The organism is Inhella proteolytica (assembly GCF_016093275.1).
Lineage (GTDB): Bacteria > Pseudomonadota > Gammaproteobacteria > Burkholderiales > Burkholderiaceae_C > Inhella > Inhella proteolytica.
Window position 1 is genome coordinate 333939 of record NZ_JAEDAK010000001.1, and the last position, 20435, is coordinate 354373.

At 69.3% G+C, this 20435-nt stretch carries 23 protein-coding genes; 9 read left to right on the top strand and 14 right to left on the bottom strand.

Going from position 1 to position 20435, the window contains the following annotated elements; all coding sequences use genetic code 11:
* Positions 1-34: 34 nt before the first annotated feature.
* Complete coding sequence (locus I7X39_RS01470; RefSeq protein WP_198109174.1) at positions 35-403, top strand: HPF/RaiA family ribosome-associated protein; 369 nt, start codon at positions 35-37, stop codon at positions 401-403.
* A gap of 14 nt (positions 404-417) precedes the next feature.
* Positions 418-861: a TerB family tellurite resistance protein gene (locus I7X39_RS01475; RefSeq protein WP_198109175.1), complete on the top strand. Its 444-nt coding sequence runs from the start codon at positions 418-420 to the stop codon at positions 859-861.
* Here I7X39_RS01475 and I7X39_RS01480 read toward each other — a convergent pair.
* Both I7X39_RS01480 and I7X39_RS01485 read right to left on the bottom strand, forming a co-directional pair.
* On the bottom strand, positions 848-1606 hold the full coding sequence (locus tag I7X39_RS01480; RefSeq protein ID WP_198109176.1) for a LytR/AlgR family response regulator transcription factor: 759 nt from the start codon (positions 1604-1606) through the stop codon (positions 848-850). The two genes, I7X39_RS01475 and I7X39_RS01480, sit on opposite strands and share 14 nt — an antisense overlap.
* Positions 1603-2724 (bottom strand): sensor histidine kinase, encoded by a 1122-nt coding sequence (locus tag I7X39_RS01485; RefSeq protein ID WP_198109177.1) that lies wholly within the window; start codon positions 2722-2724, stop codon positions 1603-1605. The genes I7X39_RS01480 and I7X39_RS01485 overlap by 4 nt, the downstream gene beginning before the upstream one ends.
* A gap of 126 nt (positions 2725-2850) precedes the next feature.
* Here I7X39_RS01485 and I7X39_RS01490 point away from each other — a divergent pair, with 126 nt between their 5' ends.
* From I7X39_RS01490 to I7X39_RS01500, 3 genes are read left to right on the top strand one after another with little or no spacing between them, the layout of a single operon-like run.
* The gene (locus tag I7X39_RS01490) at positions 2851-6717 is read left to right on the top strand and encodes a beta strand repeat-containing protein (RefSeq protein ID WP_198109178.1); all 3867 of its coding nucleotides are present in this window, start codon (positions 2851-2853) and stop codon (positions 6715-6717) included.
* A gap of 60 nt (positions 6718-6777) precedes the next feature.
* A complete protein-coding gene (locus tag I7X39_RS01495) occupies positions 6778-8166 on the top strand; it encodes a phosphomannomutase/phosphoglucomutase (RefSeq protein WP_198109179.1) in 1389 nt (462 codons plus the stop codon).
* Between the two features lie 4 nt (positions 8167-8170).
* Complete coding sequence (locus I7X39_RS01500; RefSeq protein ID WP_198109180.1) at positions 8171-9418, top strand: 3-deoxy-D-manno-octulosonic acid transferase; 1248 nt, start codon at positions 8171-8173, stop codon at positions 9416-9418.
* Positions 9419-9423: 5 nt separating this feature from the next.
* Here the strand turns inward: I7X39_RS01500 and I7X39_RS01505 are convergent, their stop codons facing one another.
* From I7X39_RS01505 to I7X39_RS01520, 4 genes are all read right to left on the bottom strand, one after another.
* Positions 9424-9741, bottom strand: a complete 318-nt coding sequence (locus I7X39_RS01505) for an energy transducer TonB (protein WP_198109181.1) — start codon at positions 9739-9741, stop codon at positions 9424-9426.
* A 27-nt stretch (positions 9742-9768) separates the two neighbouring features.
* Complete coding sequence (locus I7X39_RS01510; protein ID WP_198109182.1) at positions 9769-11319, bottom strand: methyl-accepting chemotaxis protein; 1551 nt, start codon at positions 11317-11319, stop codon at positions 9769-9771.
* A 164-nt stretch (positions 11320-11483) separates the two neighbouring features.
* A complete protein-coding gene (locus I7X39_RS01515; protein ID WP_198109183.1) occupies positions 11484-11687 on the bottom strand; it encodes an anti-sigma factor family protein in 204 nt (67 codons plus the stop codon).
* On the bottom strand, positions 11687-12253 hold the full coding sequence (locus tag I7X39_RS01520; RefSeq protein ID WP_198109184.1) for a sigma-70 family RNA polymerase sigma factor: 567 nt from the start codon (positions 12251-12253) through the stop codon (positions 11687-11689). Before I7X39_RS01520 ends, I7X39_RS01515 begins: the two co-directional genes overlap by 1 nt.
* A 112-nt stretch (positions 12254-12365) precedes the next feature.
* Here I7X39_RS01520 and I7X39_RS01525 point away from each other — a divergent pair, with 112 nt between their 5' ends.
* Genes I7X39_RS01525 through I7X39_RS01540 form a run of 4 tightly spaced genes read left to right on the top strand, consistent with a single transcriptional unit; the run spans position 12366 to position 14801 of the window.
* On the top strand, positions 12366-12644 hold the full coding sequence (locus I7X39_RS01525; protein ID WP_198109185.1) for a BufA1 family periplasmic bufferin-type metallophore: 279 nt from the start codon (positions 12366-12368) through the stop codon (positions 12642-12644).
* 3 nt (positions 12645-12647) lie between these two features.
* On the top strand, positions 12648-13496 hold the full coding sequence (locus I7X39_RS01530; RefSeq protein ID WP_198109186.1) for an MbnB/TglH/ChrH family RiPP precursor modification enzyme: 849 nt from the start codon (positions 12648-12650) through the stop codon (positions 13494-13496).
* Entirely contained in the window at positions 13493-14251 is a 759-nt protein-coding gene (locus tag I7X39_RS01535; protein ID WP_198109187.1) for an HvfC/BufC N-terminal domain-containing protein, read from the top strand. The genes I7X39_RS01530 and I7X39_RS01535 overlap by 4 nt, the downstream gene beginning before the upstream one ends.
* Before the next feature lie 52 nt (positions 14252-14303).
* Positions 14304-14801, top strand: coding sequence for a DoxX family protein (locus I7X39_RS01540; protein ID WP_198109188.1), 498 nt, complete (start codon positions 14304-14306; stop codon positions 14799-14801).
* Here I7X39_RS01540 and tolA read toward each other — a convergent pair.
* Genes tolA through ribD form a run of 8 tightly spaced genes read right to left on the bottom strand, consistent with a single transcriptional unit; the run spans position 14785 to position 20410 of the window.
* Complete coding sequence (tolA, locus tag I7X39_RS01545; protein WP_198109189.1) at positions 14785-15612, bottom strand: cell envelope integrity protein TolA; 828 nt, start codon at positions 15610-15612, stop codon at positions 14785-14787. The genes I7X39_RS01540 and tolA overlap by 17 nt on opposite strands.
* 3 nt (positions 15613-15615) lie before the next feature.
* The gene (locus I7X39_RS01550; protein WP_198109190.1) at positions 15616-16047 is read right to left on the bottom strand and encodes an ExbD/TolR family protein; all 432 of its coding nucleotides are present in this window, start codon (positions 16045-16047) and stop codon (positions 15616-15618) included.
* 3 nt (positions 16048-16050) lie between these two features.
* Positions 16051-16737 carry a protein TolQ gene (gene tolQ / locus I7X39_RS01555; RefSeq protein WP_198109191.1) on the bottom strand — a complete coding sequence of 229 codons (687 nt, stop codon included), beginning with the start codon at positions 16735-16737 and terminating at the stop codon, positions 16051-16053.
* A 25-nt stretch (positions 16738-16762) separates the two neighbouring features.
* Entirely contained in the window at positions 16763-17182 is a 420-nt protein-coding gene (gene ybgC, locus I7X39_RS01560; RefSeq protein ID WP_198109192.1) for a tol-pal system-associated acyl-CoA thioesterase, read from the bottom strand.
* On the bottom strand, positions 17179-17661 hold the full coding sequence (nusB, locus tag I7X39_RS01565; protein WP_198109193.1) for a transcription antitermination factor NusB: 483 nt from the start codon (positions 17659-17661) through the stop codon (positions 17179-17181). The genes ybgC and nusB overlap by 4 nt, the downstream gene beginning before the upstream one ends.
* Positions 17658-18143 (bottom strand): 6,7-dimethyl-8-ribityllumazine synthase, encoded by a 486-nt coding sequence (gene ribH / locus I7X39_RS01570; RefSeq protein ID WP_198109194.1) that lies wholly within the window; start codon positions 18141-18143, stop codon positions 17658-17660. Before ribH ends, nusB begins: the two co-directional genes overlap by 4 nt.
* Positions 18130-19242, bottom strand: coding sequence for a bifunctional 3,4-dihydroxy-2-butanone-4-phosphate synthase/GTP cyclohydrolase II (gene ribBA, locus I7X39_RS01575; RefSeq protein WP_198109195.1), 1113 nt, complete (start codon positions 19240-19242; stop codon positions 18130-18132). The genes ribH and ribBA overlap by 14 nt, the downstream gene beginning before the upstream one ends.
* Before the next feature lie 34 nt (positions 19243-19276).
* Complete coding sequence (gene ribD / locus I7X39_RS01580) at positions 19277-20410, bottom strand: bifunctional diaminohydroxyphosphoribosylaminopyrimidine deaminase/5-amino-6-(5-phosphoribosylamino)uracil reductase RibD (RefSeq protein WP_310739826.1); 1134 nt, start codon at positions 20408-20410, stop codon at positions 19277-19279.
* Between the last annotated feature and the right edge of the window lie 25 nt (positions 20411-20435).

Genomic DNA, 20435 nt, shown 5'->3' on the forward strand with positions numbered 1-20435 from the left:
CGGCGCCCCAGCGTTCTGGGGTCAAGGAGTGGCGATGGACATTCGATGGGTGGCGCAGGGCCGAGACCTGCGCCCATGGGCAGCGCTGGCAGTGCAGCGCGTACGGCGCAGCCTCGGCCGCTTGGCCTGGTGGGTGGCTGCGGTGCAAATCCGCCTGCGCGACCTGAACGGGCCGCGCGGTGGTTGCGACAAGGAGTGCCAGCTGCTGCTGCGCAGCCGCCAGGGCCAGCACTTGGTGCTCACGGAGCGGGGTGCTGATTGGCCGCGCCTGCTGGCCCAACTGGTCGAGGCGCTGGCCGGGCAAGTCGGCCGCCTGCACGAGCGGCTGCATGAACGGCTGCGGGTGCGCCCGCGTGCCCGGCAGACGCAGCGCGCGCTGCTGGTTGCAGACACCCAACCCTGAATCCGGAGAACCACATGCGCAACTACCCGAAGAACAGTCCCCAAGCCGCGGCGCGCCTGGTGGCCCTGACCCTGATCAGCGACGGCGTGGCCAGCCCGCGCGAGTTCGAGGCCCTGGCCCAGACCACCGCGGCGCAGCGCCTGGGCCTCAGCGATGCCGAACTGCTGGAAGTCCTGCGCACCCTGTGCGAGGACCTGATGCAGCCCCACGCCGGCAGCTGGAACGGCCGCCTGAGCGAAGACCTGCTGCTGAGCCTGTTGGACGAGGTGCAGGACCCGACGTTGCGCCAGCAGGTGCTGGCTCTGTGTGTGGCGGTGGCGGAGGCCGATGCCCACCTGGCCGACAGCGAAGGCCACTTGCTGGCGCTGGCGGCGCAGCGCTGGGGTGCCTGCCCGGCCATCCTGCTACCCGGTGCGCCGCTGGCGCGGTCGCGCGCTGTGCGGGCTACATCGCCTTGAAGCGCGCCACGTAGGCCCGGCTCACGGGCAGCTCGCGCCCATGCCCGTGGAAGCGCACGAACAGGCGCGAGTTGTCGTCGCGCCGCGTGCCTGCGAGGTGCTGCAGGTTGACGATGGTGGAGCGGTGGACCTGCCAGAAGCACTCCGGGTCCAGTTGCTCCACCAGCTCGCTGATGGGCGTGCGGATCAGGTGCTCGCCTTGCGGCGTCTGCACCACCGTGTACTTGTCGTCGGCATGGAAGTAGAGGATGTCGGCGACCGGGATCTGGTGCGTGAGTTCCCCGTTGGAGGCACGGATGAAACGCAGCGGGTTCGTAACCTTGGGGGCGAGCGCCTGCAGGGCGGCGCCGAGCTGGCCATCGGCCTGGCTGGCGGCCTGATCGCTGCCCAGCGAAGCGCGCAGCCGCGCCACCGAGCGCTGCAGGCGCTCCAGTTGCAGCGGCTTGAGAAGGTAGTCAAGCGCCGCTGCCTCGAAGGCCTGCACGGCGTACTCGTCGTACGCGGTGACGAAGACCACGCGGGTCGGGCCCTCGATGCCCTGGGCCACCTCCAGGCCGGTCAGCCCTGGCATCTGGATGTCGAGAAAGGCGAGATCGGGATTCAGCTCGGCAATCTGCTGGGCGGCCTCCAGGCCGTTGCGGGCGCTGGCCACGATCTCGAGCTCGGGCCAGGCCTGCTGCAGCAGGGCCTGCAGGTGGCGGGCCAAATGGGGTTCGTCGTCGGCGATCAGGGCACGGAGGCTCATGGCGTGGGCAGGGGAATTTCAAGCGTGGCCAGGGTGCCACGGGGCGGCGCGGATTGGAGCACCAGGCGGGCGCGCTCGCCGTAGCGGCTGGCCAGGCGCTCGCGGATGTTCTGCGTGGCCACGCCGGCGCCCTTGCGCTTCTTGGGTGCGTCCAGGCCGACGCCGTTGTCGCGCACGCTCAGCACCAGCAGGCCGTCGCGCCGCTCGGCGCGGATCTCGATCATGCCGGCGTCAATGCAGCACTCCAAACCGTGGTGGATGGCGTTCTCGACCAGCGGCTGCAGCAGCAGCGGCGGCACGGCCACGGCGCCCAGCTCGGGATCGGCCTCGATGTGGAAGGACATGCGATCCCCCATGCGCAGCTGCATGAGGCGCAGGTAATGCCCCACCAGCTCCAGCTCGCGCTCCAGCGGCACTGTCTCCGCGCGCATGCTGGTCAGGCTCACGCGCAGGTGGTCGGTGAAGGCGTCCAGCAACTGACCGGCGGCCGGCGGGTCGAAGTCGATCAGGCTGCGCACATTGGCCAGGGTGTTGAACAGGTAGTGTGGCTCGATCTGCGCCTGCAGCAGGCGCAACTCGGCTTCCTTGGCCTGGCGGCGCAGCTGCTCCTCATGCCATTGCTGCCAGGCCCACAGGCCCCAGAGCACGCTGGCGAAGATGGACACCAGAGCGAAGGACCACCAACTGCGCTGCGGCGTCCATACCGCCTTTTCCATGCCGGGTATCTGGCCGATCAGCAGATAGCTAAGTCCCAGCCCCAGGCCCACGCAGAACATCGACACCAGGCCGTAGAACAGCGACACGCACAGGCCGGGCTCGCCATTGACCCAGTCCAGAAAGCCTTGCGGGGCCCGCTGCTCGATCAGCGTGAAGACGACATGGAAGACGGCGCCGACGATGAAGGTGCTGGCGAAGAAGGGCGGTGCCTGGGCCAGCAGCCAGTCCAGGTTGTCCCAGCGTCGGCCCAGCACCGCGATCAGCGCGAGCAGCCCGACCCCCCAGCCCAGCGAGACCAGGCCGGTCATCAGCCACATGGCCCAGGCCGGCGCGGCACGGTGCTTGCGCAGCTTGAAGAAGTCCTGGCGCGCGAGCTGCAAGGCGGAGAAGAGGGTGTTCATGGCGCGGCAGTCTAGGCAGGCCACCCACGCCGGGGGCGGGGGTGCCGACGAATCGACAGCCGGCGCGCTGCAACGCAAGAGCGGGGTGGCTTGCGGCATCATGGCCCGTCACCGCAGGAGATCCGCATGGCCGCCATCGACAACTTCACCCCCTCCGCCGCCAAAGTCATTCAGCTCTTTGCGCAGCTGTTCCGCTCGGCGCCCACGGCCGACTTGGTGGCCTGGGGCAGCTACGAGCTGGGCCTGCCGGGAGCCACGCCGGCCAGCCTGGCGAACTTCCTCTTCAACTACCCGGTACCGCAGTCGCCGTTCACGGCCTACGCCAACATCGCCAGCAACAGCAGCTTCGCGAGCCTGCTGGTCGACACGCTCAGCTTCGGCACGGGGGCCACGGCCGGCGTCAGGGCCGGCTGGGTGGCGGCCATCCAGCCGCTGATGCCCAACTACGCCTCGCGCGGCGACTTTGCGCTCGACATCGTGCGCATGGTCAACGAGTACAGCGGCACGGACGCCGACCTGCTCGCCGTCAAGGCGGCACTGGCCAGCCGGGTGGACAAGGCGGCCGGCTTCGCGCTCTCGCCCGCCGGGGCGGTGTACGACGGCAAGGGCTTCGCGCAACTGCTGGCGCCGCTGCAGCCCGCACCCGACCCCACCTACGCGCTGACGGCCAGCAGCGCGCAGGTGAATGAGGGCAATGGCATCAGCTTCGAATTGCAGACCACGGGCCTGGCCGCCGGAACCAGCCTGCCCTACACGATCAGCGGCGTCAGCACCGCCGACGTGGCGGGAGGCGTGTTGGCCGGCTCGCTCACGCTGGACGCCAATGGCCGCGCCCTGCTCACGCTGGCCTTGGTGGCCGATGCCAGCACCGAAGGGACGGAGACCCTGGTGCTGACGGTGGGCGGCAATCTGGTCAGCAAGAGCGTGACGGTGAACGACACCAGCCTCACCCCGCCGCCGGCGCCCACCTATGCGCTGTCGGCCAGCCTCAGCAGCGTGAACGAGGGCGGCACCGTCGACATCACGCTGAACACCACCCAGCTGAGCGCTGGCAGCACCGTGGCCTACACCTTGCAAGGCATCAGCAGTGCCGACATCGGCGGCGCCCCGCTCTCGGGCTTCTTCACGCTGGACGCACAGGGCCGCAGCGTGGTGCAGATTCCGCTCACGGCCGATGCCCTGACCGAGGGCGCCGAGACGCTGCGCCTGGTGCTCAGCGGTGGGGTGGGGCAGATCGAGGTCGCCGTCAACGACACCAGCCTGACACCGCCGCCGGTGGGCACGCCCGATCTGGTGCTGATCGCCGACAACATGAACAACAGCAACGCCCACCCGCCGGGCTCGCCGGCCGAGGGGGAGATCCCGCTCAATACCTACCTGACCTACGACCTGTTGAACCAGGCCGGCACGGACGACGTGCGCATGAGCGTGGCCGCGCTGAAGGCCTCCGGTGCCGTGGCCGGCGCCCCCCTGGTGCTGACGAACCAGAGCGCCGACCGCGGCAACCTGCCGCAGCTCAGCAACCAGAGTCTCTACACCTTCGACCTGGGGGCGCAGACCGACCGCGTGGACTACAGCGCCGAGACGGGCAAGATCGTGCTGCTGGTGACGAACGAGGCCGCGGCCGGCACGCAGTACGTGCTCGTCAACGACAACGGTGTCGATGACGCCTTCGGTGGCGCCACCGACCGCATGGACACCTTGAAGAACGTCGAAGAGGTCGTGGCGGCGGCCGGTGCCGGCGTCATCGACCTCACCAACTCCGGCCAGGACTGGCTCATCCAGTTCAGCCGCAACTTCAACACCGCCACCGATGTGGACGCCAGTCTGGACCGCGCCACCCACCGGGTGGAGCTCTCGGACCTCAACAGCGGCCAGCCCTACGCGCGCAGCCTGTTCGAGTACCGCGATGCCGGCCTGAGCGGCAGCATCACCCAGGCCAATGCCCTCTGGAGCGTGGTGCAGGGCAGCGATCACAACGAGACCCTGGTGCTCAGCTCGGCCCAGTCGCCCGAGGCCCGCAGCAGCATCCTGCGCGGCGGCACCAACACGGTGAAGTTCAATGAGCTGACACGCAGCATCGTGGTGGATGTGGCCATCAGCGCCTGGGTGCCCAGCAGCAACCTCGCGGACGACAGCAACAGCAGCGGCCGCACCGTGGCGACGGTGACGCCGACCACGGGCGACGGCGTGACGCCGCTGAGCGGCAACACCCATGTGCTGAGCTCGCACACGCCCGACAACGGGGTGGCCGCCGGCCAGCTCAAGCTGGTGGGCTCGCAGGACGCCGAGGACGCCATCAGCTTCAACAGCTCGCCCGCCCCCAAGATCTTCACCCTGGGGCAAAGCCTGTCGGGTCAGGACGGCGCCAGCGTCCGCCTGGCCAGCGGGCCCGAGACCAGCGCGCTGGAATTCAGCGGCTTCGAGTTCCTGCGCGACAACGGCGCCAGCGACGATGTTTATGCCATCGACAACATCTTCCGCGCGACCCAGGGCAGCCCGCGGCTGACGGACGGTGCCGGCAATGACCATGACACCGTGCGCCTGGCCAACGAGGCCCTGGGCTCGGCCGCCGTGGGCGGGGCAATCGGTGCCGTCAACCTGGCCACGCTGAATGGGGCCTCGCCGGGCTTCGGCGTCGATTTCGACGTGCTTGATCTCAGTGCCCTCAGCGCCAGCGGCCTGCAAGCCATGGGCACGGCCGGCAGCGACGATGAGCTGGTGCTCGGCCGCCTGGCCAGCGTCAGCGCCGTGTCCCTGTTCGAGGCCGTGGTGCTGACCCGCAGCTCGACCGACAAGGGCACCGCCCTGGTGTTCGACCTCGATGCCGGGGCCCTCAAGGCCGGCAGCACCACGCTGTTCAGCTATGCCGGCTCGGTGCTGAGCCTGGGCGGGCTGGTGTTCGGCAGCGCCGGCCAGGCCAGCACGGTGGCGCCGATGGACACCGGCATGAGCATCACCGTGGTGGACAGCACGGTGGGGCCGGGCGCCACGGTGTGGGGCGGCGCCGCGGCCGACCTGATCGTCGGCGGCAGTGGCGACGACCTGCTGCGCGGAGGCGGTGGCAACGACACCCTGGACGGCGGCCTGCCCGGTGGCACCGGCAGCTTTGCCGAGACCTGGGCGTTCACGCTCAGCGGCGCGCCGGACGCGGTGGCCGCGGCGGGCAATCGTATCACCATCGCCATGACGATCGATGGCACGGCCCTGACACTGACCGAAGCGGCGGTGGCGGACACCAGCTATGGCGACGGCAACGGCGCGGTGCTGGACGGCGCCAGCGCCGACACCATCGGCGTGGCCATGGCCGGGCTGATCAACGCCAACCTGGCGGCCATCAATGCCGGCCCCGGCAACGGCACGCTGACCGGCGCCAGCTACGACAGTGGCAGCGACACCGTGCTGCTGAGCTTCCTCGCGGGCTTCAATACCAACGATGTGGTGACCTTCGTGCTGAACAGCGGTGCCGGCCCGGACGGCGGCAACTTCGCGCTGTCGGCCGGGGTCAACGTCAACGGCGGCAACGGCGGCGTGGACCGCTTCGTGTTCGAGTCCAATGCGGCGGCGAACGGGCGTGACACGATCCTGAACTTCACCGTCGGCTCCGACAAGCTGGACTTCAGCGCCTTCGCCGGTGCTGCGATTGCCGCCGCCAGCCCGGCGCTGAACGGCGCCACTGGTGGCACGCTGGCCGGTGTGGCCACCACGGCCGAGTTCATCTTCAACAAGGCCCAGGCCCTGCTCTCCAGCGCCGACTTCGCCACCAGCGCGGCGGCCGGCAAGTTCGTGCTGGCCGATGGGGCGCGCTGCGTGGTCTTCGTTACGGCCGACCCCACCGGCGCGCGCGGCGACGCCGCCAACACGGCGGTTCACATCTACTTCGTCGAGAACGGGGCGGCCGCAGGCCTGGACGATCTCAGCGTGGTGCTGGTGGGCACGCTGACCGGTCCGGTCGAGCCGACGCTGGGCGATCTGTTCACGGCTTCGACCTGAGTACCTGCAGGTAACCGGCACTTCCTACAATCCCGCCCCTTTTGACCCCCAGGCACGCCCATGCAAGTCGACGCATCCATCTTCAAGGCCTATGACATCCGCGGCATCGTCGGCAAGAACCTCGACGAGAAAGTGGCCGAGCACATCGGTCGCGCCTTCGGTACCGAGGCGCGCGCCAAGGGGGAGAAGGCCGTGGTGGTGGGGCGTGACGGCCGCGTCTCGGGCCCCAAGCTGGCCGCGGCCCTGATGCGCGGCCTGCGCGCCGCTGGCGTCGATGTGGTCGACATCGGCATGGTGACCACGCCGATGACCTATTACGTGGCCGCCACGCGCGGCCAGCATGGCTGCAACAGCTGCATCCAGATCACCGGCAGCCACAACCCCAAGGACTACAACGGCTTCAAGATGGTGCTGGCCGGCCATGCCGTGTACGGCGAGGAGATCCAGGGCCTGCGCCGCCGCATCGAAGCCGAGGACTACAGCAAGGGCAAGGGACGCGCCGGCCAGATGGACATCCAGGCCGAGTACCTGCAGCGCATCGTCAGCGACTGCAAGCTCGCTCGCCCGATGAAGGTGGTGGTGGACAGCGGCAACGGCATCCCCGGCGCTTCGGCCCCGGCCATCCTGCGCGCGCTCGGCTGCGAGGTCATCGACATCTACTCCAAGGTGGATGGCGACTTCCCCAACCACCACCCGGACCCGAGCAAGCTCGAAAACCTGGAAGACCTGAAGAAGATCGTCCACGCCTGCGACGCCGAGCTCGGCCTGGCCTTTGACGGCGATGGCGACCGCCTCGGCATCGTCACCAAGGACGGCAAGGTCATCATGCCGGACCGCCAGTACATGTTGCTGGTCAAGGACGTGCTGACCCGCGTGCCGGGCGCCGAGATCATTTACGACGTCAAGTGCACCCAGCGCCTGGCCCCCTGGATCAAGAAGCATGGCGGCCGCCCGCTGATGTGGAAGACCGGCCACTCGCTGGCCAAGGCCAAGCTGAAGGAGACCGGTGCGCCGATCGCCGGCGAGCTCAGCGGCCACATCTTCTTTGCCGAGCGCTGGTACGGCTTTGACGACGGCATGTACACCGCCGCGCGCATGCTGGAGATCCTGAGCCGCGAGAAGGACCCCAGCAAGCTGCTCAACAGCCTGCCGGATTCGGTCAACACGCCCGAGCTCAACGTGCCCTGCGCCGAGGGCGAGCACCACGCCATCACGGCGCGCCTGCTCGAAGTGGCGAAGTTCCCGAACGCCAAGGAGGTCATCACCATCGATGGCCTGCGCGTCGAATACAAGGATGGCTTCGGCCTGATCCGCGCCTCCAACACCACGCCGGTGCTGGTGCTGCGCTTCGAGGGCCACACGCAGGAAGCGTTGGATCGCATCCAGGCCGAGGTCATGGGCGAACTACTCAAGGTCAAGCCGGACGCGACCTTCCAAGCCGGACACTGAACCGATGCGCGAGCGCGCCGCGCGCTGGCTCTGGGGCAGCGCGATGCGCCTGGCCGCTCCGCTGCTGCTGGCGCGCTGGTGGTGGCGTGGCCGGGTCGAGCCGGGCTACCGCGCGGCGATGGCCGAGCGCCTGGGCTTCTGCGGCAGCGGTGCAGGGCAGGGCGGCTGGGTCTGGCTGCATGCGGTGTCGCTGGGCGAGACGCGCGCCGCCCAGCCGCTCATCGAGGCGCTGCGCCGGCGCGAACCCGGCCTGCGCCTGCTGCTGACGCACACCACCGCCACCGGGCGGGAAGCGGGCCGGGCGCTGTTGCGCGCGGGCGATGCCCAATGCTGGCTGCCCCTCGACACGCCGGGCGCGGTGCGGCGCTTCTATGCCCACTGGCGCCCGTGCCTGGGCCTGCTGATGGAGACCGAGGTCTGGCCCACCCTGCTGGCCGACCCGCAGGCGCCGCCCATCCACCTCGTCAATGCGCGGCTGAGTGCCAAGAGCCTGCGGCAGGGGCAGCGCTTCCCGAACCTGCTGGGCGCGGCCGCGCGGCGCCTGCGCAGCGCCCTGGCGCAGACCCAGCCTGATGCCGAGCGCCTGCGCCTGATGGGCGTGGCCCAGGTCGAGGTATTGGGCAATCTGAAGTTCGATCTGCAGCCCGATCTGGCCCTGCTGCAGCGCGGGCAGGCCTGGCGCCCGGCCGGCCCGCCGGTTCTGCTCGCCGCCGTCACCCGCGAGGGCGAGGAGGCGGAACTGCTGAAGGCCTGGCAGGCGCTGCCGGAGCCGCGTCCGCGCCTGCTGGTGGTGCCGCGCCACCCGCAGCGCTTCGAGGAGGTGGCGACGCTGCTGGGGCGCCCCGCGCGCCGATCGCTCTGGGGCGACGTCGGCCCCGACGCCTCCGCCCTGGCCCAGCCGCTGTGGCTGGGCGACTCGATGCGCGAGATGCCGCTGTACTACGGCCTGGCGGATCTGGCCCTGCTGGGCGGCAGCTTCGGGCCCTTCGGCGGCCAGAACCTGATCGAGGCGGCGGCCTGCGGTTGCCCGTTGATCCTTGGGCCAAGCACTTTCAATTTCGCGCAGGCGGCCGAGCTGGCCTTGCAAGCCGGTGCCGCGCAACAGGTGAGCGATGTCCGGGCTGCCCTGGCGCTGGCGATGCAACTGCTGAACGACAAAGCGGCCTTGCAACAGATGCGCAAGGCCGCCTTGGCGTTCGCGGCTGCCCATCGGGGCGCCGCCGAGCGGATGGCCGAGCGCGTGCTCGGCTGAGCCGCTTATTCCTCGTTGCGGTACACGAGCTTGACCTCGTGGGTCTCCTTCTGACCCGTCCCTTCGAACTTCCAGCCCTTCAGCGCTTCGATCGAGGCGCGGTCAAACACGCGCTTGGGTTCCGCCTCAAGAATCTCCACTTCCAGCACCGAACCATCCGGCCCGATGGTGAGCTTGGCACGCACCGAGCCCGCGTTGATGGACTTGCGCGCGGCCTCGGCGGGGAACTCCGGCGGCACCTTCTTGATGACCTTCGGCGCGGCCATCGCCAGGCCGGCTGACATCAGGACAGCCAGGGCGGTGCTGCGGACGAACCAATTCATGCGCTTCTCCTTGAGATTTCGAGTTCTTCAGTTGTTCGTGCGGAAGTAGGCCACAGCTTCCAGCAGGCGGGCGGAGCTGTCGGTCAGCGCCTCGGTGCTGCGGTTGAGCTCGCTGACCAGGCCGGCATTCTGCTGGGTGCTGCGATCCAGCTCGTTCATGGCCTGGTTCACCACGCTCACGCCACCCGCCTGTTCCTGGGCGGAGAGCGAGATTTCCTCGATCAGCTGACCCATGTTGTTGACCTCGTCCACCACCTCGCGGATGGTGGCGCCGGCGTTGTTCACCAGGGTCGTGCCGTTCTCCACCTTGACGGTGGATTCGCTGATCAGCACCTTGATTTCCTTGGCAGCATCGGCCGCCCGCGAAGCCAGGGCGCGCACTTCGGAAGCCACCACGGCGAAGCCGCGGCCGTGCTCGCCGGCCCGCGCGGCTTCCACCGCCGCGTTCAGGGCGAGGATGTTGGTCTGGAAGGCGATGCCGTCGATCACGCCGATGATGTCGCCGATGCGGCGCGAGCTGGCGCTGATTTCCTGCATCGTGGCCACCACCTGGCCCACTACTTGGCCGCCGGCCGAGGCCGAACCGCGCGCCTGTGTGGCGATGGTGGCGGCCTTGCGAGTCAGCTCGCTGGCGCCACTGAGGTTGGCGGCGATCTCTTCCACCGAAGCGGCCGTGGTCTGCAGATTGCCGGCCGAACGCGAGGTGCGCTCGGAGAGGTCGTGGTTGCTCGTCGCGATGGCGCTGGCGTTGCTGGAGACCTCATTGGCCGCGGCGTTGACGCTGGCCAGCACCCCCGAAAGGGCCGACTGCATCTCCTGCATCGAGTGCAGCATCTGGGCCAGTTCGTCACGGCCCTCGGTGCGGATCTCGTGCGTCAGGTCGCCGCTGCGGATCGCTTCGGCCGCCTGCTGGGCCACGCGCACCGGGCGGATGATGGTGCCGACGATGGCCCAGCCGCCGCCCACACCGATCAGCACCGCCACCAGCAGCAGGCCCATCGTCATCCAGGTCGCGTTGGTGGCCACCTTAGCGCCATCTTCGGCAAGATCGTGGGCTGACTTGAACTGCAGGTCCACCATGCCTTTCAGGCTTTCCTGGTAGGCCGTCTGGGCCGGGCGGATGTCGGCAATCAGACTCTCACGCGCCTCGTCGGGGCTGCCGTCCTTCTGGATGCCGCGGAACTTCGTGATGGCGGCCACCAGTTTGTCCTTGCGCTCCTTCATCTGCGCGAGCAGCGTGCGCTCCTCATCGCTGTCGGCGGCGGCTTCCAGGGCGGCCAGCTGCTTGTTGCTTTCTTCCAGGGCCGCGTTGATGGCGGCCTGCTGGCGCTTGATCTGGTTGGCCGCATCCAGCAGCAGCAGGTCGCGGCTGGCGCGGGCCAGCACGCTCACCTGAGCTTCCAGGCTCTGCACCGCAGCAATCTTTACCAGGCTGCTGTTGGCCGTGCGATCCAAGCTCTTTGATAGCCGGCTGGCGCTGTTGGCGCCGTATCCCCCGATGACGATCAGCAAAAGGATCAGCAGGCCGAAGCTCAGGGCAAGGCGCCAGCTGATGCGCATTTGGTTCAAAAAACTCATGGACCGGGTCCCTCAAACTAGGGGTTGGCTTGGAAAGACCCGAATGCTACCGGCCGTGGCCTGACGGAATGCCCCTGAAACACCCGAGGAAAACCGGGGGCAGTGATGGAATTCGCAGGCAGCCTTCGCTGGCTCGGGGGGGCTGGTCGGGGGGGGAGGGGGCTTCAAGGCCCCTCGTCCCGCTCGCTGTAACGGCGCCAGGCCGAACTGGCCCGGCTCATCAGCCGCATTTGTCCGGCGAAGCGCTGGCAGCCCTGGCAGGCCAGCAGGTGCAGGCGCACCTGCACACGCGACCACCAGGGCAGGGCCTCGGCCTCCTGACGCACCAGGCGCATTGAGGTCTCGCGGCAGCTCAGCATCCATTTCATCAACCGGCCTCCCGCGACTGGAACCAATTCAGCTGCAGGCACTCGCGCAAGCGCAGGCGGGCACGGTGCAGCATGACCCAGAGGTTGGTCGGCGTGATGCCCAGCGCCTTACAGATCTCGTCGGTCTCCAGTTCCAGCCACTCGCGCATCATGAACAAGCGGCCTTGTTGGCCGGGCAGGTGGTCCACGCAGGCTTCCAGGACCTGAAAGAACTCGGCCTGGTGCAGGCTGTGCTCGGGGTCTCCCCAGTCGGCCGGCTGTTCGCGCCAGTGGCCGTCAGCCGCGAAGAGCTCATCCTCGATCGAGCGCTCGTCGTCAGCCGTGGTGGATATTTCGCGGCAGTTGCGGCGGATCTGATCGACCAGCTTGTGCTTGAGGATGCCGATCAGCCAGGTGCGCAGCTGACTGCGCCCGGCGAAGGCTTGTGGACGCTCCAGCGCGGCCAGCAGGGTTTCGGAGACCGCATCCTCCGCCCATGCCGGGTTGCGCAACTGCAGCTGGGCATAGCGCAGCAGCTGGGGGCGCAAGGCCTCCAGGTCGTGGGGGTTCAGGGGCGGGGCGGTCATCGGAGCGGGCGCAGTGTAAGGATGCGGCCCTCGTTGCGACCACTGTCCGTCTTCACCGAAGATGGCCGCGACCGTCGCGGTCCACCTCCATCCCCAAACAAGGAGTCTGATGATGATTTCCCGCCAACGTCTCGTTCTGGCCGCCGTCGGTGCCGCCGTGGGTCTGTCGCTGAGCCAGCCCGTGCTGGCGCAGGACAAGGCCAAGGAAAAGTGCTTCGGCATCACCAAGGCCGGGCAGAACGACTGCGCCAACCTCAGCGGCAGCCATTCCTGCGCCGGACAGTCCACGGTCGACAACTCGCCGGACGAATGGAAGTACGTGCCCAAGGGCCAGTGCAAGACCATGAAGGGCCTGACGGCGGACGAGGCCAAGGCCAAGTTGAAGAAGTAAGCGATGGCGGGTGCACTTGAGCGCCAGTGCGGCATCGGCTGGCGCCACCCGCATCACGAGGAATTGCTGCAGCGGCTGCCGCCGCTGCCCTTCATCGAGGTGCACAGCGAGAACCACTTCGGCGCCGGCGGCGCTGCGCGGGCCCTGCTGCTGCAGGCGCGCGAGCACTACCCGCTGAGTCTTCACGGGGTGGGCCTGGGGCTGGGATCGGTGGCGGGTGTGGACCCGGATCACCTCGATCAACTGGCCGCCCTGGTCGAGGCCTGCGAACCCGTGCGGGTTTCCGACCATGCCTGCTTCGCGCGGGTACCCGGCCTGGGCGGCTTCCAGCATGCGGCCGATCTGCTGCCGATCGCGTTTGACGAGGCGAGCCTGCAGCGCCTGTGCCAGGCGGTGCAGCAGGTGCAGGAGCGGCTGTGCCGCCCCATCGCGGTGGAGAACCTCAGTGCCTATCTGGGCTGGGCGCAGCCGGGCCTGGCCGAACCGGAGTTCTTCAACGAACTGACCCGGCGCAGCGGGTGTTCGCTGCTGCTGGACCTGAACAACCTGATGGTGAACGCGCTGAACCGGGGCGAGCCGCACGCGCTGCTGGCCTGCCAGGACTGGGTGGACCGGATCCGACCCGGCAGCGTGGCCGAAATCCATCTGGCCGGGCACAGCCAGCCGATCGACGGCCTGGTCATCGACGACCATGGCAGCGCGGTCAGCGAAGCGGTCTGGGCCCTGTACCGCCACACCTGCCGCCGCCTCGGCCCGGTGCCCTGCCTGATCGAGTGGGACACCGAGCTGCCCCCACTCGACACCTTGCTGGCGCAGGCACAGCGGGCCGACCGGGAAGGGGCGTTGGCGTGACGGTGGACGCGCAGGCGCGCCTGGTCCAGGCCATCTGGGGCCCTGAGCCCCCGTCGGCCGGGGCGCTGGAAGCGGCCGGGCTGAGCGGCCTGGGTAGCCATGGCCTGGCGCGTGGGCTCGCGGCCTACCGTGAACATGCCAAGGCGCTCAGCGTGCGCGTGCTGGCGGCCGCCTACCCCCGTGTGCAGGCCTGGTTGGGCGACGAGGACTTCGCCGGCTTGGCCTGGGCCTTCGCGCGGCGCCAACCGCCTCAGGAGGGTGATCTGGCGCGTTGGGGTGGAACCCTGCCGGCCTTCCTGGCCGAACTGCCCGAGGTGGAGCCCGAGCTGCCGGCCCTGGCGAGGCTGGATTGGGCCCTGCATGCGCTGAGCTGGCAGGCCGATGAACACCCGCAGGCAGATCTGCTGGAGCAGTTGCAGGCCCAAGGCGATGGCATGCTCACGCTGAGTGCGCACCTGCACCGCTTGCAGCTGCCCGCCGGCGCCTGGGCGTGTGCCGAGGCTGTTGGGGCGCCCGCCTGGCAGATGCCCGGTGCCGAGGCAGGGCAGGGGGAACTGGTGGTGTGGCGGCAGGGCTGGCGGCCCTGCTGGGCAACGCTGCCAGCGGGTTGGGGCCTGTGGCTGGAGCGGCTTCAGGCCGGCGCGACCCTTGGCGAGGCCATCGAGACCGCGCTGGAAGCGGCCCCCGATTTCAACCCCGGCCAGGCCCTGCATACCGCGCTGGCGGCCGGTTGGCTCTTGGGGCTGCGGCCGTAAGGTCTGGTGGCCTGGCGCGACCACTGCCCATTCCCACTCCAGGCACACACCCATGTCCGCGAAGAATTTCCTGTTGGCGCTCTGGCAAGCGGCCAGCGATGCCGGCCTGCAACCGAGCCGGCTGCCCCTGGGCCTGCGCACGCCGCTGGCCTGGCTGCAATCTCTGCTGCTGCTGGGCGCGCGGCTGCTGCTGGCCAAGGCCTTCTTTTGGTCCGGCCTGACGAAGCTGCGCGATTGGGACAGCACCCTGGCCCTGTTCCAGGACGAATACCAGGTGCCGTTCTTGCCGCCCGAGCTGGCGGCCTATGCCGGCACGGCGGGCGAACTGGTGCTGCCGGTGCTGTTGGCGCTCGGTTTGGGCGGGCGCTTCGCCGCCGCGGGCCTGAGCGTGGTCAATCTGATGGCGGTGCTCAGCCTGGCGGAGATTGCGCCGGCCGCACTGATCCAGCACCAGTTCTGGGGCGCCCTGGCCGTGCTGCTGCTGGTCTGGGGGCCCGGGCGTCTGAGTGTCGACGCCCACTGGCCCGCCGCGCTCACTCGTTCGGCCTGAAGGCCAGCACCATGCTGGCCGGCACGCGGCCATCGGTGTCGCGCGGCAGGCGCTCGGTCTTTTCAACCGCGCGCAGCACCGCCTGGTCCCAGCCGGCGTGGCCACTGCTCTTGAGCAGACGCGCGGCCAGGATCAGGCCATCGGGTGCGCAGCGAACCTCCACCTCGGCAAGCGGGTTGCCGGCCACCGTTTCGGCAAACACGATGTTGGGGCGCACCCGGGCCTTGATGCGGCCGGCGTAGTTGGCGCTGGGCCCGCTGGATTGCAGCGCCGTGCCGGTGGACTGCGGGCCACCGCTGGCGCCGGCCAGGCCCTGGATGCGGCGAAGGTTCTCCTGGCGCTGGGCTTCGCGCCGCGCCTCTTCCTGGGCCTTGGCGCGCTTCTCCTGCTCTTCCTTGAGCTTGTCGGCCTTGGCCTGCTCCTGCCGCAGCTTCTCGGCGGCCAGACGCTCCTGCTTCTTGCGCTCGGCCAACTCGCGCTGCTCCTGGAGCTTTTGCTGCAGCTTGCGCTCGCGCTCGATGGCGATCTGCGCGTCGCGCTGGGGTTCCGGCTCCTGCACCTGCGGCTTGGGGGCGGGCCGCGGCGCGGGTGCAGGCGGCGGGGGCTCGGGCTCCATCGCCTTGGGGGCGGCGGCTTCCGGGACGGCGGACCAGAGTTCCGCCTCCAGGGCCGGTTCGTCGTGGCTGCGCCAATCCAGCCCGGCCTTGAGCGCCAGCAGCAGCACGGCATGCGCCAGCAGCGCCAGCCCCACGCCGCGCCCGAGGCCGACGTTGGACTGCGGCCGCAGCGGCTGCGCCAGCGCGGTGGCCATGGCTTAGCGGGTCGCGCCCGGCTTCACGGCCAGGCCCACGCGTTGCACACCGGCGGATTGCAGCTTGTCCATCACCTGCACCACGGATTCGTACTGCACCTTGCGGTCTGCCGAAATGACGACGGGGATGTTGGCGTTGCCGCCCTGGGCGGATTTCACGCGCTGCACCAGCACGCTGAGTGCCAGCGGCTCGGGCTCTTCCTTGTCGCGCTTGAACTTGAGCTTGCCCTCGGCGTCGATCAGCACCTGCAGCACCTGCTCGGGCTGGGCGCGGCTCTTGCCCACGCTGGGCACATCGATCAGCCCGGTGGTGATCAGCGGTGCGCTGACCATGAAGATGATCAGCAGCACCAGCATCACGTCGATGAAGGGCACCATGTTGATCTCGTTGATGGTGCGGCGGCGGCCGCCGCCGCGCTGGGCCATGGCGGGCATCGCTTACCCCTGTTGCGCCGGTGTGCTGGCGTTGCGCTGCAGGATGTTGGAGAACTCCTCGATGAAGGTCTCCAGCGTGATGGCGCTGCGGTCGATCTGGCGCGCGAAGCGGTTGTAGGCGATCACCGCCGGGATGGCGGCAAACAGGCCGATGGCGGTGGCCACCAGGGCTTCGGCGATGCCGGGCGCCACCGTGGCCAGCGTGACCTGCTGCAGATTCGAGAGGCCGACGAAGGCGTGCATGATCCCCCACACCGTGCCGAACAGGCCCACATAGGGCGAGACCGAACCGACCGAGGCCAGGAAGGACAGATGCGACTCCAGCGCATCGAGCTCGCGCTGGTAGCTGGCGCGCATGGCGCGGCGGGCACCGTCCAGCATGGCGCCGGGGTCGGTGACCCGGCGCTCGCGCAGCTTGAGGAACTCGCGCATGCCCGAGGCAAAGATGCGCTCCAGTGGCGCCCCCTGGGGTTTCTGCTGCGCGCCCTGGTAGAGCTCATTGAGGTTGCGGCCGCTCCAGAATTCCTGCTCGAAGGCCTCGTTGGCACTCTTCACGCGGGCCAGCGCAAAGAGTTTGCTGAAGATCACGCTCCAGCTGGCCACCGAGACGATCAGCAATGCGGCCATGACCAGCTGCACGATCAGGCTGGCCTGGGCCACCAGGGCAAAGATGGAAAGGTCTTGGTTCATGGGGCTTGGCGCAGTGGCTTTGGGTTCAGGCGGGCTTGCTGAGCAGGCCCTGGAGTTGCTCGGTCAGGTCGGGCGGCAGGCGGCGCGGCTTGAAGCTCTGGGCATCGACGCAGGCGGCGCGCACCTTGGCGTCGAGCAACAGTTCTTCCCCGCGCCGTACCTGCTGCCCGAACAGCACGCTGGCGCGTTCCAGCTGCAGGATCCCGGCGCTGATGTCGAGCAGGTCGTCCAGGCGCGCGGGCTTCAGGTAGCGGGCGTCCACATGGGCCACCACGAAGACCCAGCCGGCCTCGTGGCGCAGGCGCTCCTGCTGCAGGCCCAGGCTGCGCAGCCAATCGGTGCGCGCGCGCTCCAGGAAGCGCAGGTAGTTGGCGTAGTAGACGACCCCGCCGGCGTCCGTGTCTTCCCAGTAGACGCGCTGCGTCAGCCGGAAGCTGGGGCTCACGGGCGGCTGGCTTTTTGGCTCGCGCGGCCGGCGCGTGCCGCCTCGACTTCCACTGCACGCAGCTGGGCCGCCACGCGGTCGAGCACGCCGTTGACGTACTTGTGGCCGTCGGTGCCACCAAAGCCCTTGGCCAGTTCCACGGCTTCGTTGATCACCACCTTGTAGGGCACGTCCATGCAGTGCTGCAGCTCGAAGGCGCCGATCAGCAGGGCGGCATGCTCGACCGGCGACAGGTCCTTGGTCGGGCGGTCCACATGGCGGGCCAGCACGGCATCCAGGGCACCGGCTTCGCGGATGCAGCCGTGCAGCAGCAGGTCCAGATGCGCCTGATCGCACTTGGCGTAGCCGCCTTGGTCGCGCAGGTGGGCGTCGATGCTGCCGGCGTCCTCGCCGGACAGCAGCCACTGGTAGAGCCCTTGCAGGGCCACTTGGCGCGATTGGCGTCGGGCCTGACGGGTCTTGCTGGGGGCGGCGCTCACAAACGGTCTCCGGAACGGTTGGAATGGGTGTCGAGTTCGGCGCACAGGCGCGCCATTTCAACCGCCACCTGGGCGGCATCGCGGCCCTTGTCCACGCGCGCCCAGGCCTGGGCCTCGTTCTCGACGGTCAGGATGGCGTTGGCGATCGGCAGGCCGGAGTCCAGCCCGACGCGGGTGACACCGGCGCCGCTTTCGTTGGCCACCAGCTCGAAGTGGTAGGTCTCGCCGCGGATGATGCAGCCCAGCGCCACCAGCGCATCGACGCCGCCGCGCCGCGCCAGGGCCTGCAGGGCCAGCGGCACTTCCAGGGCGCCCGGCACGGTGTGGCGGGCCACCACTTCGGCGCCCAGGGCGACGAGTTCGCGTTCGCAGGCGTCTTGCAGCGCCTGGGTCAAGGCGTCGTTGAAACGCGCCCGCACGATGCCGACACGCAAGCCGCGGCCATCCAGGGCCTTGGCCTGGCCTTGATCAGCGCCCTGCATGAGCCGCCTCCGCATTCATGGGCAAAAAGCCGGTGACTTCAAGGCCGTAGCCCGTCATGCTGGGCATACGGCGCGGGCTGCCGAGCAGCTGCATGCGCTGCACGCCCAAATGGCGCAGGATTTGCGCGCCCACGCCGTAGATGCGCAAGTCCGCCGTGCTGCGTGCGGCGGCACTGGGCTCGGCACGCAGGCCGAACTGGCTGGGGAGATCGGCGGCATCGACATTCAGCAGCACGGCCACGCCGGCCGGCGCGGCGGCCAGGGTGGCCAGGGCGCTATCCAGTGCCCAGCTGTGGCGGCTGCCATCGCATTCCAGCAAGTCGAGCACGCTTAAGGGTTCGTGCACGCGCACCAGCACGGCATCGCCCGCCTGCCACTGGCCGTGGTGCAGGCTCAGGTGTTGGGCGCCGCTGTGGTCGCGGTACAGGGTGGCTTCGAAGCGGCCATGGCGGGTGTTCAGCGGTCGCTGCGCCAGCACTTCGATCAGGCTTTCGTGGCGGCTGCGGTACTCGATCAGGTCGGCGATGGTGCCGATCTTCAGCCCATGCTCGGCACAGAAGTGCTCCAAGTCCGGCAAGCGGGCCATGGTGCCGTCGTCATTCATGATTTCGCAGATGACGGCGGTGGGGCTCAGGCCGGCCATGCGGGCTAGGTCGCAGCCTGCTTCGGTGTGGCCGGCGCGCATCAGCACGCCGCCCTCCTGGGCCTGCAGCGGGAAGACGTGGCCGGGCTGCACCAGGTCCGCGGCCTGCGCATTCGGGGCCACGGCCACCTGGATGGTGCGCGCGCGGTCGGCGGCGGAGATGCCGGTGCTGACGCCGGTGGCCGCTTCGATGGAGACCGTGAAGGCAGTACCGTGCTGGGTGCCATTGCGCTGCGCCATGGGCGGCAGGCGCAAACGCTCGCAGGTTTCGCGGGGCAGGGTCAGGCAGATCAGGCCGCGGCCGAACTTGGCCATGAAATTGATGGCTTCTGGCGTGACGCAATCCGCCGCCAGCACCAGGTCGCCCTCGTTCTCGCGGTCTTCGTCGTCGATCAGGACGACCATGCGGCCGGCCGCCAGCTCGGCCACCAGCTCGGGGATGGGGGACATTGGCATAGGGGCGGGATTCTAGGGGGGCGTGGCGGGCGCCCTAGGGCGAACCCGGGCGTCGCAGCCGCAGGCGCAAATCGCTGCCGACGGGGCAGGCATCGATCCATTGCCAGCGCTGTGCGTCGTCCAGTGGCACGGGCCCGGGCAACTCGGCGCAGCCCAGGCCCGGACCCAGCAGGCGCGGCGCCAGGTACACCAGCAGCTCGTCCACCTTGCCTTCGGCCAGCCAGCTTCCGTTCAGCCGGGCACCGGCTTCGACATGCAGCTCATTGATCTGGCGCTGCCCAAGCCGATCGAGCAGCACGGCCAAGTCCAGCCGGCCCTGTTCATTCAGTGGCAGTTCCAGCAGTTCCACGCCCCGGTCCAGCAGATCGGGGCGCGTGCCGTTGGCGGCGGCGCCGTGGGCGATCAGGATGGGTTCGCCTTGCAATATGCGCGCTTGCGCAGGCAGACGCAGCTGACGATCCAGCACCACCCGCAGGGGCTGGCGGGCAGTGGCGACTTCACGCACATCCAGGCGAGGGTCGTCTGCCAGTACGGTGCCAATGCCGGTCAGCACCGCACCGGCGCGCTTGCGCCAGGCATGTCCGTCGGCGCGCGCTGCGGGCCCAGTGACCCACTGGCTGCGGCCGTCCGGGTGGGCGGTGCGGCCATCCAGGCTGGAGGCCCACTTCAGCCGCACATAGGGCCTGCTGGTGCGCATGCGCTGCATGAATCCGCAGTTGAGCGCCTCGGCTTGCGCGGCTCCGGGGCCGACTTCCACCTGCAGACCCGCGGCCCGCAGACGCGCCAGGCCCTGGCCGGCCACCAGGGGGTTGGGGTCCTCCAGGGCGACCACCACCCGGGCAAGTCCGCTGCCGATCAGCGCCTCACAGCAGGGTGGGGTGCGGCCATGGTGAGAGCAGGGTTCCAGGCTCACGTACGCGGTGGCGCCCTGCACGTCCTGCCCGCGTGCTTGCGCGTCGCGCAGCGCCATCACCTCGGCGTGCGGTCCTCCGGCCTGCTGGGTATGACCCAGCCCGAGCAATTCGCCCGCGGGCGACACGATGGCGCAGCCCACCCGGGGATTGGGATCACTGAGCCCGATCGCCCGTGCGGCAAGGTCCAGCACGGCCGCCATGGCCTGCTGCGGGTCAAGCCAATTGACGGCAGCGGAGGGGCTGGATTCAGTCATCGCGCCAGTCTAGCCAGCGCACCGG

Bases quoted from the DNA above. Each gene is read 5' to 3' on its own strand.
- I7X39_RS01520 (WP_198109184.1), bottom strand. From the start codon at position 12,253: ATGACCGCCCCGCCCCTGAACCCCCACGACCTGGAGGCCTTGCGCCCC.
- tolQ (WP_198109191.1), bottom strand. From the start codon at position 16,737: ATGAACCAAGACCTTTCCATCTTTGCCCTGGTGGCCCAGGCCAGCCTG.
- I7X39_RS01470 (WP_198109174.1), top strand. From the start codon at position 35: ATGGACATTCGATGGGTGGCGCAGGGCCGAGACCTGCGCCCATGGGCA.
- ribH (WP_198109194.1), bottom strand. From the start codon at position 18,143: ATGCAGGGCGCTGATCAAGGCCAGGCCAAGGCCCTGGATGGCCGCGGC.
- I7X39_RS01500 (WP_198109180.1), top strand. From the start codon at position 8,171: ATGCGCGAGCGCGCCGCGCGCTGGCTCTGGGGCAGCGCGATGCGCCTG.
- I7X39_RS01510 (WP_198109182.1), bottom strand. From the start codon at position 11,319: ATGAGTTTTTTGAACCAAATGCGCATCAGCTGGCGCCTTGCCCTGAGC.
- I7X39_RS01515 (WP_198109183.1), bottom strand. From the start codon at position 11,687: ATGAAATGGATGCTGAGCTGCCGCGAGACCTCAATGCGCCTGGTGCGT.
- I7X39_RS01495 (WP_198109179.1), top strand. From the start codon at position 6,778: ATGCAAGTCGACGCATCCATCTTCAAGGCCTATGACATCCGCGGCATC.
- I7X39_RS01550 (WP_198109190.1), bottom strand. From the start codon at position 16,047: ATGCCCGCCATGGCCCAGCGCGGCGGCGGCCGCCGCCGCACCATCAAC.
- I7X39_RS01540 (WP_198109188.1), top strand. From the start codon at position 14,304: ATGTCCGCGAAGAATTTCCTGTTGGCGCTCTGGCAAGCGGCCAGCGAT.
- I7X39_RS01485 (WP_198109177.1), bottom strand. From the start codon at position 2,724: ATGAACACCCTCTTCTCCGCCTTGCAGCTCGCGCGCCAGGACTTCTTC.
- I7X39_RS01475 (WP_198109175.1), top strand. From the start codon at position 418: ATGCGCAACTACCCGAAGAACAGTCCCCAAGCCGCGGCGCGCCTGGTG.
- tolA (WP_198109189.1), bottom strand. From the start codon at position 15,612: ATGGCCACCGCGCTGGCGCAGCCGCTGCGGCCGCAGTCCAACGTCGGC.
- I7X39_RS01530 (WP_198109186.1), top strand. From the start codon at position 12,648: ATGGCGGGTGCACTTGAGCGCCAGTGCGGCATCGGCTGGCGCCACCCG.
- ribBA (WP_198109195.1), bottom strand. From the start codon at position 19,242: ATGCCAATGTCCCCCATCCCCGAGCTGGTGGCCGAGCTGGCGGCCGGC.
- I7X39_RS01490 (WP_198109178.1), top strand. From the start codon at position 2,851: ATGGCCGCCATCGACAACTTCACCCCCTCCGCCGCCAAAGTCATTCAG.
- I7X39_RS01525 (WP_198109185.1), top strand. From the start codon at position 12,366: ATGATTTCCCGCCAACGTCTCGTTCTGGCCGCCGTCGGTGCCGCCGTG.
- I7X39_RS01480 (WP_198109176.1), bottom strand. From the start codon at position 1,606: ATGAGCCTCCGTGCCCTGATCGCCGACGACGAACCCCATTTGGCCCGC.
- ribD (WP_310739826.1), bottom strand. From the start codon at position 20,410: ATGACTGAATCCAGCCCCTCCGCTGCCGTCAATTGGCTTGACCCGCAG.
- I7X39_RS01505 (WP_198109181.1), bottom strand. From the start codon at position 9,741: ATGAATTGGTTCGTCCGCAGCACCGCCCTGGCTGTCCTGATGTCAGCC.